The organism is Paenibacillus campinasensis, assembly GCF_002272015.1.
GTDB classification, from domain to species: Bacteria; Bacillota; Bacilli; order Paenibacillales; family Paenibacillaceae; genus Paenibacillus_AQ; species Paenibacillus_AQ campinasensis.
In genome coordinates this window covers 37,320-51,340 of sequence record NZ_NPBY01000064.1, presented here as the reverse complement: position 1 = coordinate 51,340, position 14,021 = coordinate 37,320, and the positions used below count along the sequence as shown (strand labels likewise).

The following is a 14,021-nucleotide window of genomic DNA, read 5'->3' as shown; positions in this document are numbered from 1 at the left end:
ATATAATAGTCTAATATAAAGGAGCTCCCATTAATGAGAGCTCCTCTTTTTTATCATTTTCTATTACTGCCAATAATTATACCAACGCTTTCAGCGCAATATCCGACCGGCAGTGCTTCCCTTCAAATTGGATCTGCTCCGCACGCTGATAGGCAATCGCACGCGCAGCCTCAATGTCCGGACCGAGGCCGACGACACCCAATACCCGTCCGCCGTTCGTTCTCCACGTGCCATCCTCATCCCGGGAGGTGCCGGCATGGAAGACCAGGGTATGCTCCGTCTCCTGCTCTAGGTCGGTAATCGGCAGCCCCTTAGGATACGAAGCCGGATAACCGCCGGATGCGAGAATGACACAGACGGCCGCTTCATCGCTCCATTCCAGCTCCAGCTCATCCAGTCTGCCTTCCACTGCTGCAAGGAATACCTCCAGCAGATCGGTCTTGAGACGCGGGAGCACGACCTGCGTCTCCGGATCGCCGAATCGGGCATTGAACTCAATCGTCTTCGGCTTGCCGTCCGGCGTAATCATCAGTCCGGCGAACAGGACGCCGCGGAACGGACGACCTTCCGCAACCATCGCCTTCGCGGTCGGCTTAATAATCGTCTCAACCGCTTCCTCAATGATGCTTGGATCGATATGAGGCAGCGGGGAGTAGGTTCCCATACCGCCCGTGTTCGGCCCCTTATCCCCGTCATATACCGGCTTATGATCCTGGGCCGCAGACATCGGCTTCACTGTCTCTCCGTCAACGAAGGCCAGAATCGACATCTCCTGCCCTTCCAGGAATTCCTCGATGACAACCCGGCTGCCGGCCTCACCGAACACTTTCGACTGCATCATATTATGGAGCGCCTCCTCGGCCTCCTCCATCGTACGAGCAACGGTAACCCCTTTGCCAGCCGCCAGACCGTCGGCCTTAATGACAATAGGCGCTTTCTGCTGCCTTAGATAAGCCAGCGCATCGTCATAGTTGTCAAACTTCTGATAAGCCGCCGTCGGAATGCTGTATTTCTGCAGCAGATCCTTCATGAAGGTTTTGCTGCCTTCAATCTCAGCGGCATTTTTCCGGGGGCCGAAGACAGGAATGCCTGTTGCGTCAAACGCATCAACGATGCCGTCAGCAAGCGGATCATCCGGTCCGACTACGACCAGTCCCACCTGCTTCTCCGCTGCAAAAGCCGTAAGCTTGTCAAACTCCGAGACGGCAATCGGCACGCACTGTGCCAACTGGGCAATCCCCGCATTGCCTGGTGCGCAATAGATCGTTCCCGCTTTCGGGCTTTTGGACAGCGCCCATACGATGGCATGCTCGCGTCCTCCGCCTCCGATAACCAAAATGTCCATGCTCTACCTCCGGTTCATATTAAAATCTTCGGATCGGATCGATCCATCAGCCGCATCGCATCATTCACGGGCTGAATGATTCATGTATTAAAAGGAACTCCCACGGTTCATATGGGCGATGTGTGCTCATTAGTGTTTGAAATGACGCACGCCCGTGAACACCATAGCAATGCCATGCTCATTGGCGGCCTTGATAGATTCCTCGTCCTTGATGGAACCGCCAGGCTGAATGATGGCCGTAATGCCGGCTTTCGCCGCAAGCTCAACCGTATCTCCCATCGGGAAGAACGCATCGGATGCCAGCACAGCTCCCTTGGATTTCTCACCGGCTTGCTCGATAGCGATACGGGCAGCGCCGACGCGGTTCATCTGTCCTGCGCCCACGCCAATCGTCATATTATCGGCCGCAAGCACAATGGCGTTCGATTTCACGTGTTTTACAACCTTCCAGCCGAACAGCAGCTGTTTCAGCTCCGCCTCCGTAGGCTCGCGATCGGTAACCACCTTCAGATCCGCCGGATCGAGGGAATGCACATCGCTCTCCTGCACAATCATGCCGCCTTCGATGGTTGTAACCGCCAGCGTGCTTTTCCGTTCTTTAGCCGAGGCGAATTCACCCATCTTGAGCAGACGGATATTCTTCTTCTTGGTCAGAATTTCAAGCGCTTCCGGGGTGAAATCCGGCGCAAGAATAATCTCAAGGAAAATCTCCTTCAGCAGCTCGGCCGTCGGTGCATCAATCGTACGGTTGGCAGCCACAATCCCGCCAAAGATCGATACCGGATCAGCGTCATAAGCTTTCTGGTATGCCTCCAGCACATTGTTTCCGATACCGACTCCGCATGGATTCATATGCTTCACGGCAACGACAGCGGGCTCGTCAAATTCTTTGACAATTTGCAGCGCGGCATTCGCATCATTGATGTTGTTGTAGGACAGCTCTTTGCCATGAAGCTGCTCAGCGGTTGTCAGCGTGCCGGCCGGAGCAAGCGGCTTCTTGTAAAAGGCTGCCTTTTGATGCGGATTCTCCCCGTAGCGAAGATCCTGGATCTTCTCATAAGTAACGCTGAAACGCTCAGGCAGCGGATCGCCGGTCACATTCGACAAATACTCGGAAATGAGCGTGTCATACGCGCCTGTGTGACGGAACACTTTGGCCGCAAGCCGCTTGCGCGTTTCAAGCGTCGTGTCTCCGGCACTGCGAATTTCCTCAATGACCGTGCCATAATCCGCCGCATCGACAACAACACTGACAAATGCGTGGTTTTTTGCAGCCGAACGCAGCATCGTCGGGCCGCCAATGTCGATATTCTCAATCGCATCCTCGTAGGCCACGTCAGGCTTGGCAATCGTCTCCTGGAACGGGTACAGATTCACCACCACAAGGTCGATATAATCCAGGCCCAGCTCCTGCATTTGCCGCTGATGCTCTTCACTGTCACGGATCGCCAGCAAGCCGCTATGAACGGCAGGATGCAATGTTTTCACCCGGCCATCCAAAATCTCCGGGAACCCAGTTACGTCCGAAATCCCGATTACCGGCACCCCTTCTTTGGCTAAGAGGCTCTTGGTGCCTCCTGTCGAAATAATCTCCACCCCTAGTGCAGACAGTTCACGGCAAAATTCCACGATCCCTGTTTTATCCGAAACACTGACCAATGCTCGTTTGATTCCCACGTCTATACCTCCTATATGGAATGAAAAATCCGTTGTTTTGCAATCTCATGCCGTTCATGCTCACAGATGCTGTCGATAAACCGAACGGTTAAAAATATTTCCCGAGAAATATCGAACATGTCGATTATTCCACAATCGTCACCTTACGCCCATCAAGCGATACCCGGCCTCCGGTAAACCAGGACACGACCTCAGGATATAGCTTCTGCTCCACCGCATGAATTCGCTGGGCCAAAGTTTCAGCATCATCACCAGCCAGCACTTCGACCGCCCGCTGCGCGATCACCGGCCCCGTATCCATACCGCCATCCACAAAGTGAACGGTAACGCCGGTCACTTTCACACCGTATTGCAGCGCTTGTCCGATCGCATCCTTGCCTGGAAATGCCGGAAGCAGCGAGGGGTGAATATTGATGATCTTACCGCTGTAGGCTTCGACAAGCACAGGGCTCAGCAGCCGCATATAACCAGCCAGCACAATCAATTGAACGCCTTTTCGCGCAAGCTCCGCAGCGACCCCGCGTTCATAGTCCTCCTTCGAGGCGTAATCCTTCGGCTGAAACACATAGGTGTCCACCCCCGCAGCCTGCGCCAGTCCGACGACCGGCGCTTGCGGTTTGTCACAGACCAGAACACAGATGTCGCCGCCGAGAACACCAGCTCGCTGCGCGTCCACCAAAGCCTGAAAATTGCTGCCTCTGCCGGAAGCGAACACCGCGATCCGATACGCGCTCATTATACTTCAGCCCCCGTAAAGGTAACCTTCTGCTCTCCGGATGTCACACGCCCGATCACATACGCTTCTTCCCCTGCAGCACGCAGAGATTGAAGCGCAGTCTCGGCATCCTGCTCCTTAACGACAAGCACCATCCCGATCCCCATATTAAATGTCGTAAACATATCGCGGTTCGAGATGCTGCCCTTCTCCTGCATCAGCTGGAAAATCGGCAGAATCGGCCAGGAGCCGTAATCGATGTCGACATTGACGTTCTCTGGCAGCATGCGCGGAATATTCTCAATAAATCCGCCTCCTGTAATATGCGCCATGCCTTTGACCTCGATCTCCTTCATTAAACCGAGCAGCGGTTTCACATAGATTCTCGTTGGCGCCAGCAGCACATCACCCAGCCGACCGCCAAGCTCTGGAAGCTCCTGCTCCAGCGAATAGCCGCATTGCTCCAGCAGCAGCTTGCGCACAAGCGAGAAGCCATTGCTGTGCACGCCGCTGGATGCCAGTCCGATGACCGTGTCGCCTGCCCCAATGCTTGATCCGTTGATCATTTTCTTACGGTCCACAATACCAACGGTAAAGCCGGCGATATCATACTCGCCTTCACTGTACATGCCCGGCATTTCAGCGGTTTCGCCACCGATCAGCGAGCAGCCAGCCTGATTGCATCCGTCCGCAATGCCTTTGACAATCGCTTCGATTTTGGCAGGGATGACTTTGTCACAGGCCAAATAATCGAGAAAAAAGAGCGGCTCTGCCCCCTGCACGACAACGTCGTTGACACACATCGCCACCGCATCGATGCCGATCGTGTCATGCCGGTCCATCGCAAAAGCAAGCTTCAGCTTGGTACCAACCCCGTCCGTGCCGGAAACAAGCACCGGCTCTTCATATAAATCCTTATTCAGCTTGAACAGCGCGCCAAACCCGCCCAGATCGGTCATGACCTCCGGCCTGAACGTCGTTTTGACATGCTTCTTCATCCGCTCTACGGCTTCATTGCCCGCTGCGATATCCACGCCTGCGTTTTTATAAGTATCCGACACGAGCTCAACACTCCTTTAGCTTATTGAGAACATCGGTGATCGAAATCGTCCAACATCCTGATATATTTCATCTGATGAATCAGCAATTTGCTTAACTCTTCGTCTATATAGCGCCCCAGGCGCTTGAGATACTCGATAACTTGCCGCTTAGGGTCACTGTGCTTTGTACACTGTATATTTCACGGGCTTAACCTTTCACCGGGCTCCGTAAGCTCACGGGGTCATGCGCTGCATTCATCCAATCCTTCACCCGCTTAACATCTAAATCAAGCATTGTGCCTGGGTTTGTACGATGATTCGCACAAACCGCGCACAAACCTTTAATCCGCAGGCCACACACGACCCGGGTGCACTACAGGAGGATCAGCAGCTGCAGCTCATCTTCTCGTCGCCGCCGAAATCAACCGGGGTCGGGTAATCATTGTCAAAGCAGGCCAGGCACAGTCCACCTTTGAAACTGGCCTCATCATAGCCTCCGATCGCTGTAATCAGCCCTTCAGGACTCAGGAAGGAGAGCGAATCGGCATTTATTTCCTGGCAAATCTCTTCCACCGTTTTGGAGGAAGCGATCAGCTCCTTGCGATCCGGCGTATCGATACCGTAGAAGCAAGGATTCTTGAACGGAGGCGACGTAATGCGCACATGCACCTCGGTCGCTCCCGCCTCCCTCAGCAGATTGACGATCCGGCGAGAGGTCGTGCCCCGCACGATGGAGTCATCGATCATGACCACGCGTTTGCCTTCAACCACCCGGCGCACGGCGCTCAGCTTCATCTTGACGCCCTGTTCGCGCAGCTCCTGGCTTGGCTGGATGAAGGTCCGGCCGGTATATTTATTTTTGATCAGGCCAAGCTCGTACGGAATGCCCGTCTGCTCAGCATAGCCGATGGCCGCCGAGATGCTGGAATCCGGCACGCCGGTCACCACATCCGCATCGACAAAGGATTCAATCGCCATCCGGCTGCCCATCCGTTTGCGGGCCGAGTGCAGATTGGAGCCGTTCAGATCACTGTCAGGCCGGGAGAAGTAAATGTACTCCATCGCACAGAGCGCCTTGCGCCCCGGAGAGGTGTAACGCTCTTCGCGCAAGCCATCCTTGTCGAGAATCAGCAGTTCCCCTGGGGCAATATCCCGAACGGTCTCCGCCCCAATCACTTCAAACGCACAGGTCTCGGATGCGAATACATATGCATCCCCCAAGCGTCCCATCGTCAGCGGACGAAGTCCGTTCGGATCGGAAGCGACGAGAAGCCTGTCATTCGTCATGAGCAGAAAAGCAAATCCGCCCACCAAACGCTGCAGCGCATCCTTGGCTGCCTCGACAAAATCCTTCGGCGAGCGCGCAATCAAATGCGCAATCACCTCGGTATCGCTCGTCGTCTGAAAGATTGAGCCCTGCTGCTCCAGCTCCCGCCGCAGCTTAGGCTCATTCACGATATTGCCGTTGGTCGCAATCGCCAGATTGCCTTCCCGATATTTGAATACGAGCGGCTGGGCGTTCGCAAGTCGGCTGTCTCCGCTGGTGGAATAACGAACATGCCCAATCGACATGCTCCCCTTCAGCGACTCCAGCTTATCCCGGTCAAACACTTCCTTGACCAGTCCCATGCCGCGATGATAATTGAAATCCTCGCCTTCCCCATCCGATACGCAGATTCCTGCGCTCTCCTCACCGCGGTGCTGAAGCGCGTGAAGGCCGTAATAGGAAAGGGAGGCGGCGTCAGGGTGTCCAAACACCCCGAAAACGCCGCACTCTTCTTTTAACGTATCAAAAATGTCGCTTCGACCTGTTCCCTCATTATAGTAATCCCCTGTCCACAGTGCATCGGGTATCAGTTCATGAGACATGGAATGGCATCCTCCCAGACGGATTTCAAAGCCTCCACGGATTCTTCCAGCGCAGAAGCACCGTTAATCGTAATGCTAAGCTTGTTTCCTCCGACCAGACCTACTGGGGTAAATGGCACACCCGCTTCCTGCACCAGCTGTTCAAACGAATTTTTGTGATCCGGCGAAATGGATAGCACGATGCGGGACTGGCTTTCGCTGAAGAGCATAATATCACTCCGCAGCTCACTTGCCAGCGCAATCGATGCGCCGACATTGCCGCTGATGCAGCTCTCGGCAAGCGCAGCCGCAAGCCCGCCTTCGGACACGTCATGTGCGGATTGCACCAATCCGGACTGAATCGCCTTCAGCACAGCGGAAAGCAGTTTCTTCTCGGTAGCAAGATCAAGCTGAGGCGGTCTGCCTTCGGACACGCCGTGCACAACAGCCTGGAACTCACTGCCGCCAAGCTCTGCATAAGTCTCACCGAGCACATAAACAAGGTCGCCTTCGGCTTTAAAGCCTTGGGTTGTAATATGATCCGTATCGTGGATCAAGCCGACCATACCAACCACCGGTGTCGGGTAGATCGCGCCTTTGGCATTCTCGTTGTACAGGCTGACGTTGCCGCCGATAACCGGCGTCTCCAGCTCGCGGCAGGCTTCCGCCATGCCGTCCACCGCTTGTTCCATCTGCCAGAAAATATCCGGCTTCTCCGGACTGCCGAAGTTCAGGTTGTCCGTAATCGCCAGCGGCTCGGCGCCTGAGCATACAATGTTGCGCGCCGCTTCGCTGACTGCAATTTTGCCGCCCAGCTCCGGATCCAGATATACATAACGCCCGTTGCAATCCGTCGTCATCGCCAGCGCCTTGCGCGTACCTTCAACGGTCACTACCGCTGCGTCCGAACCCGGACGAACGGCCGTGCTGGTGCGAACCATATAGTCATATTGGTTATAGACCCAGGCTTTGCTTGCCAGGCTCGGGGAACCGAGCACCTTCTTGAGGGCGCCGCCCAGATCCTTCACTTCCTCATAACGCAGCGTGTCGACAGAAGCCTGCTCCTTGTAATAGGCAGGAACCTCAGACGGCTTGTTGTAGATCGGGCACTCGTCCACCAGCGCTTTGACCGGCATGTCGCCAACCACTTCGCCGTGATGGAACAGCTTCAGACGTCCATCGTCGGTTACTTTGCCGACTTTGGCGCAGATGACGCCCCAGCGCTCGAAAATTTCGCGCGCCTGCGCCTCATGCCGCGGCTCTACGACAAACAGCATGCGCTCCTGGGACTCGGACAGCATCATTTCATAAGGCGTCATGCCTTCCTCGCGCTGCGGCACCTGATCCAGGTACAGCTCAAGCCCGTTGCCGGCCTTGCTCGCCATCTCGGCGCTGGAGCAGGTTAAGCCTGCGGCGCCCATATCCTGAATGCCGAGCACAATGCCCGAGTTAATCAGTTCCAGGCATGCTTCCATGACCAGCTTCTCCATGAACGGATCGCCAACCTGAACCGCTGTCCGGTTCGCTTCCGATTCCTCGGTCAGCTCGACGGAGGCAAAGGTCGCTCCGTGAATGCCGTCCCGGCCCGTAGGAGGACCTACGTAGAAGACCGGATTGCCGACCCCTTTGGCCACGCCGCGCTGAATTTTGTCATGCTCGATAATGCCGACACACATCGCGTTGACCAGCGGGTTGCCTTCATAACTCTCGTCAAACACCACTTCCCCTCCGACAGTCGGAATGCCGATACAGTTCCCGTAACCGGCGATGCCGGATACGACATGCTCGAACAAATATTTCACCCGGTCGCTCTCCAGCTTGCCGAAGCGAAGCGAGTTGAGGATCGCTACCGGTCTTGCTCCCATCGAGAAGATGTCGCGGATGATGCCGCCGACACCTGTCGCTGCGCCTTGGTATGGCTCGACTGCCGAAGGGTGGTTATGGCTCTCAATTTTAAATACAACGGCCTGATTGTCGCCGATATCTACAATCCCTGCGCCTTCACCAGGTCCCATCAGGACGCGCGGACCGCTTGTCGGAAAGCGGCGGAGCAGCGGCTTGGAATTTTTATAAGCGCAATGCTCGGACCACATGACACTGAACACGCCGATTTCCGTGTAATTCGGCTTGCGTCCCATGAAGGAACAGATCAGCTCATACTCGCTGTCCGAAACTCCCATCTGCTTGTAAATCTGATGTTCTGCGATCTGCTCTGCGGTCGGTTCCTTAGCGGACGTTTGCTGCGCCATGAGTATCCCTCCAAGCTTGTAATATGGATGTGAACATTGCCTTGCCGTCGACCGATCCGAGCAGACTGCTCACGGCCCGCTCCGGATGCGGCATCATGCCGATCACATTGCCGCGCTCGTTGCAGATGCCTGCAATATCCGCCACCGAGCCGTTCGGATTATCCTTGTACGTAAATACGATTTGCCGGTTGTCCCGGAGCTGCTTCAGCGTTGCTTCATCACAGTAATAGTTGCCCTCGCCATGTGCAATCGGGATCACAATCTCCTGTCCCTCTGCATAATCACGTGTAAATGGCGTCGTATTGTTGACTACCTTAAGCACACTGTCATGACAACGGAACTTCATCGATTCATTGCGGCGGAGCGCTCCCGGAAGAAGTCCTGCCTCCGTCAAAATCTGGAATCCGTTGCAGATGCCAAGTACATATTTGCCTTCTTCAGCCGCTTTGGCCACTTCGTTCATCACCGGGGCGAACCGGGAAATCGCACCACACCGCAGGTAATCCCCATAAGAGAACCCGCCAGGTACCAAAATGCAGTCGTAAGGGGAGAGATCCGTCGCCGTATGCCACACATAATCCACCGGCTGGCCGATCGTCTCTTCCACCGCCTTGTAGCAGTCAATGTCACAGTTGGAGCCGGGAAATACCAGCACTGCAAATCTCATTCGTTTAGCCCTCCAATTCGTACCGGTAGTTCTCGACCACCGTATTCGCCAGAAGCTTCTCACACATTTCCTTGACGCGGCGCTCCGCCTCTTCGCGGTTGTCCGTGTTCAGCTCAAGCTCCATATATTTACCGATGCGCAAGCTTTCCACTTCCTTATAGCCTATCGAATGAAGCGCTCCCTGCACCGCTACCCCTTGAGGGTCCAATACGCTCTGCTTAATCGTGACGTAAACCTTTGCTTTCAACATCTTATCCAGTTCCTCCTCGGTATATATGAATGATGGCAAGCTTCAGATTCTTACAGACTGGCCGCCGTAAGACGGCGGTAAATATCGGTGTAGCGGCGCGTCGTTTCCTCCACTACATGCGGCGGGAGCGGGTCGGGCTCGCTGTTCTTATCCCAGCCGGAGGAAGCAAGGTAGGTGCGCACAGGCTCCTTGTCCATGCTGTCAATTTCAATGTCCAGCGCGTAATTCGCCTCGTCCCAGAAGCGGGAAGAGTCCGGCGTGAAGATCTCGTCGATCAGGATGAGCTCTCCGTCCAGCAGACCGAATTCAAACTTGCAATCTGCCAAAATGATGCCGTGCCGGCTGCAGTACTCACGAGCGAACGTGTACAGTTCCAGGCTTTTCGCCTGAAGCTGCTCTGCGAGCTCTTCGCCGACCAGCTCCTTCATGCGTTCAAACGAAATGTCCTCGTCATGGCCGACATCATTTTTGGCTGCCGGTGTGAAGATCGGCTCCGGAAAAGCCGCATTCTTGCGCATGCCCTCCGGCAGCTGAATGCCGTTCACCTCACCGGAGGTCTGGTACTGCCGCCAGCCGCCGCCGGTGATGTAGCCGCGCACCACACATTCAATGTCAATGCGCTCCGCTCTGCGGCACACCATGATGCGCCCGTCCAGCAGCGCCTTGTCCTTGACGATGTCCCCCAGCAGATTCACATCCGTGTGCACGACATGGTTCGGAATCAGATGCCGGGTCTGCTCAAACCAGAAAGCGCTCAGCTTGTTCAGCACCGTGCCCTTCGCAGGCACCGGCGGTTCCAGCACGTAATCAAAAGCAGAGATGCGGTCCGTTACTACAATGAGAACATGTTCACCCAGATCATACAGCTCGCGAACCTTGCCTTTATACAGCAGCGGCGCCTGGATCAGATGGACTGCGGTCGATAAAGCCGGTAATGTCATGTGCTCCTCCCCCTGGGGTGGCTGCGCCTCTAAGCTGGCATCAGCCGCCCGCCAATTCTTCAGTTGAACGATGGCGTATCGGAATTGCTGCGTAAGCCGAAATTGGTCATCTATCTGTTCCATTCAGCTTAATTGCGGTGGTATCTATCGGTTTCCCTTGGTTTTATTCCAGACCCAGCTTGGCAAAAATCGTATCCACATGCTTCAGATGCCAGCTAGGATTAAAGGCATCCTCGATGTCCTCAGGGCTGAGCACCTCGGTAATCTCAGGCGTCGCCTCGACGATCTCGCGGAACTGACGCTGCTCCTCCCAAGCCTGCATCGCGCGCGGCTGCACGGTATCGTAGGCCTGCTCGCGGCTGAAGCCCTTGTCGATCAGCTTGGTCATGATGCGGCCGGAGAATGGCACCCCGAACGTGCGGGTCATGTTGCGCTTCATATTCTCAGGGAAGACGGTCAGATTCTGAACAATATTGCCAAAACGGTTCAGCATATAGTTCAGCAGCATGGTTGCGTCCGGCAGAATGATGCGCTCTACCGACGAGTGGGAAATGTCGCGTTCATGCCAGAGCGGCACATTCTCATAAGCCGATACCATGTGGCCGCGAATGACGCGGGCCAGACCCGAGATGTTCTCGGAGCCGATCGGGTTGCGCTTGTGCGGCATCGCAGACGAGCCCTTCTGCCCTTTGGCGAACGCCTCTTCCACCTCGCGAACCTCGCTCTTCTGGAGCGCGCGGATCTCGGTTGCAAATTTCTCCAGCGATGTCGCGATCAGGGCCAGCGTAGCCATATACTCGGCATGGCGGTCACGCTGCAGCGTTTGGGTCGAGATTGGAGCCGGCTTGGTGCCAAGCTTGCGGCATACAAACTCTTCCACGAACGGATCGATGTTGGCATAGGTTCCGACCGCGCCGGAAATTTTGCCGTACTGAACGCCGTCAGCCGCATGGCGGAAGCGCTCCAGATTGCGGATCATCTCTTCATGCCACAGGGCCATTTTCAATCCGAAGGTTGTCGGCTCCGCATGCACCCCATGCGTTCTTCCCATCATCGGCGTATGTTTGTACGCAATGGCCTTATCCTTCAGAATCCCGATAAAACGCAGAATGTCCTGCTCCAGAATGTCATTCGCCTGCTTCAGCAGGTAGCCGTTCGCGGTGTCCACCACGTCCGTCGAGGTCAGCCCGTAATGCACCCATTTCCGTTCCTCGCCCAGCGTTTCGGATACCGCACGCGTGAAGGCAATGACATCATGGCGCGTCTCCTGCTCGATCTCATATATGCGATCTATGTTGAAGCTTGCGTTCTGGCGGAGCTTGACCGTATCCTCCTTCGGGATCACACCGAGTTCTGCCCACGCTTCACATGCGCACAGCTCCACTTCAAGCCATGCCCGAAACTTGTTCTCTTCCGTCCATATCGCTCGCATTTCCGTTCTGCTGTATCGTTCAATCATCGTTTAATCCTGCCTCCAAATCTTTGTTTTCTCTACCCAATCCAGCCCGCTCTGCACATCAGCGCACAGCAGGTTGATATGTCCCATCTTGCGGTTTACCTTCGCTTCGCTCTTCCCGTACAGATGCAGCTTCGGCACGATGCCCAGATCTTCGGCAAGCTCATCGGGCTGGCCGAAGCGGCCGATGACTTCCTCCAGATGCTGGCCAAGCACATTGACCATGACGACAGGCGTGAGTAGTGTTGTCTCCCCGAGCGGCAGGTCGCAGATCGCTCTGACATGCTGCTCGAACTGGGATGTCGTGCAGGCCTCCATCGTGTAATGACCCGAGTTATGCGGTCTTGGAGCCAGCTCATTCACATACAGCTCGCCTTCCTCAGTTACAAACATCTCCACAGCCAGCAGCCCCACCGCGTTCAGCCCGGCGGCTACCCGCTCTGCCAGCTCTGTTGCCCGTTTCAGCACCTCGTCCGGCACCCGGGCAGGCACGATCGACAGATGCAATATATTGTTTACATGCACATTTTCTGCCGGCGGGAAGCTTTTGATACGACCGCTTGGCGTCCGGGCTGCAATGACGGAAATCTCACACGCGAACTTCACGAATTTCTCCAGCACCAGCTCGGCGCCGGTCGAAGCCAGCGTGTCATAAGCGGCGGCCAATTCCTCTTCCCTGCGAATGACGGCCTGGCCTTTCCCGTCGTAGCCTCCTGTAGCGGTCTTCAGCACACACGGCAGGCCCAGCTCCGCCGCCGCCGAGGTCAGCTCTTCCAGACTGCGGATCTGGCGATAAGGTGCCACCGGCACACCGGCAGCTTCAATCGCCGCTTTCTCCCGCAGCCGGTGCTGGGTCGTGTACAGCAGCCTGCTGCCCTGCGGCACATAAGACTGCTCCTCCAGCAGAGCGGCTACGTTCGCATCCACATTCTCAAATTCATACGTAATGACATCCGCCTTCTCCGCCAGCTGTCGGGCAGCCTCGACATCGTCATAGGCCGCCGTAATCTGCTCTGCGATCTGGCCAAGTGGAGACTGGGGCGCCGGATCCAGTGTAACGAAGGAGTAGCCCATGCGCACGCCTTCCAGCGCAATCATCCGTCCCAGCTGTCCGCCGCCCAGAACACCGATCGTTGTCCCCGGCAGAAGCGGCTTGGCGGCTGCCGTCTGCTCATTCTGATATGGCTGTCTCATAGGTTATCACTGCCCTCCAGCACTTCGTCGCGAATACGATCCCGCCGCGCCTGTACTCTGGCGCGAACCTGCGGATCCGCGGCGCCCAGAATCTGTGCAGCCAGCAGCCCGGCATTCACGGCCCCGGCTTTGCCGATCGCCACGGTGGCGACCGGAATGCCGCCTGGCATCTGGACAATCGACAGCAGCGAATCGAGGCCATTCAGCGACTTGGACTGTACCGGCACACCGATGACCGGTAGCGGCGTCTTGGCAGCCACCATTCCCGGCAGATGCGCTGCACCGCCCGCACCGGCAATGATAACCCGAAGGCCGCGGCCTTCGGCTTCCTCCGCATATCGGAACATGAGATCCGGGGTCCGATGCGCGGATACCACCTTTTTCTCATATGGAATTTCAAGCTCCTCCAGGATCTGACACGCATGGGACATCGTTTCCCAATCGGATTGGCTTCCCATAATAACGCCTACCTGTACTGTCATGTTCTAATCCTCGCTTTCGACTCAATGATTTGTCCATATACTCAAGAAAAAAGTCCGATCCCACAGGCAGCATCCATCAGCTCAGGTCTCGGACAATCCGGGAATGAAAGCGTCTTTACTTAAACAGCCCGCAGGCAATATAAAAACAGGAAGATCC

The 14,021-nt window shown here is 55.8% G+C and carries 12 protein-coding genes; all 12 read right to left on the bottom strand.

What is annotated here, in order from left to right:
- Positions 1–76 precede the first annotated feature (76 nt).
- Complete coding sequence (purD, locus tag CHH67_RS20150; protein WP_095267173.1) at positions 77–1,345, bottom strand: phosphoribosylamine--glycine ligase; 1,269 nt, start codon at positions 1,343–1,345, stop codon at positions 77–79.
- Between the two features lie 129 nt (positions 1,346–1,474).
- Complete coding sequence (purH, locus tag CHH67_RS20145; RefSeq protein WP_095267172.1) at positions 1,475–3,022, bottom strand: bifunctional phosphoribosylaminoimidazolecarboxamide formyltransferase/IMP cyclohydrolase; 1,548 nt, start codon at positions 3,020–3,022, stop codon at positions 1,475–1,477.
- A gap of 124 nt (positions 3,023–3,146) precedes the next feature.
- On the bottom strand, positions 3,147–3,758 hold the full coding sequence (purN, locus tag CHH67_RS20140; RefSeq protein WP_095267171.1) for a phosphoribosylglycinamide formyltransferase: 612 nt from the start codon (positions 3,756–3,758) through the stop codon (positions 3,147–3,149).
- A complete protein-coding gene (gene purM / locus CHH67_RS20135; RefSeq protein WP_095267170.1) occupies positions 3,758–4,798 on the bottom strand; it encodes a phosphoribosylformylglycinamidine cyclo-ligase in 1,041 nt (346 codons plus the stop codon). Before purM ends, purN begins: the two co-directional genes overlap by 1 nt.
- A gap of 363 nt (positions 4,799–5,161) precedes the next feature.
- Positions 5,162–6,646, bottom strand: coding sequence for an amidophosphoribosyltransferase (gene purF, locus CHH67_RS20130; protein ID WP_095267169.1), 1,485 nt, complete (start codon positions 6,644–6,646; stop codon positions 5,162–5,164).
- Positions 6,631–8,874, bottom strand: coding sequence for a phosphoribosylformylglycinamidine synthase subunit PurL (gene purL, locus CHH67_RS20125; RefSeq protein WP_095267168.1), 2,244 nt, complete (start codon positions 8,872–8,874; stop codon positions 6,631–6,633). The genes purF and purL overlap by 16 nt, the downstream gene beginning before the upstream one ends.
- Positions 8,852–9,541, bottom strand: coding sequence for a phosphoribosylformylglycinamidine synthase subunit PurQ (gene purQ, locus CHH67_RS20120; protein WP_095267167.1), 690 nt, complete (start codon positions 9,539–9,541; stop codon positions 8,852–8,854). The genes purL and purQ overlap by 23 nt, the downstream gene beginning before the upstream one ends.
- Before the next feature lie 4 nt (positions 9,542–9,545).
- Positions 9,546–9,791: a phosphoribosylformylglycinamidine synthase subunit PurS gene (gene purS / locus CHH67_RS20115; RefSeq protein ID WP_095267166.1), complete on the bottom strand. Its 246-nt coding sequence runs from the start codon at positions 9,789–9,791 to the stop codon at positions 9,546–9,548.
- A 50-nt stretch (positions 9,792–9,841) separates the two neighbouring features.
- Positions 9,842–10,732 carry a phosphoribosylaminoimidazolesuccinocarboxamide synthase gene (locus CHH67_RS20110; protein WP_095267165.1) on the bottom strand — a complete coding sequence of 297 codons (891 nt, stop codon included), beginning with the start codon at positions 10,730–10,732 and terminating at the stop codon, positions 9,842–9,844.
- Positions 10,733–10,895: 163 nt separating this feature from the next.
- Entirely contained in the window at positions 10,896–12,191 is a 1,296-nt protein-coding gene (purB, locus tag CHH67_RS20105; RefSeq protein ID WP_095267164.1) for an adenylosuccinate lyase, read from the bottom strand.
- 3 nt (positions 12,192–12,194) lie between these two features.
- The gene (gene purK, locus CHH67_RS20100; protein WP_095267163.1) at positions 12,195–13,382 is read right to left on the bottom strand and encodes a 5-(carboxyamino)imidazole ribonucleotide synthase; all 1,188 of its coding nucleotides are present in this window, start codon (positions 13,380–13,382) and stop codon (positions 12,195–12,197) included.
- Positions 13,379–13,864, bottom strand: a complete 486-nt coding sequence (gene purE / locus CHH67_RS20095; RefSeq protein ID WP_095267162.1) for a 5-(carboxyamino)imidazole ribonucleotide mutase — start codon at positions 13,862–13,864, stop codon at positions 13,379–13,381. The genes purK and purE overlap by 4 nt, the downstream gene beginning before the upstream one ends.
- Positions 13,865–14,021: the final 157 nt, after the last annotated feature.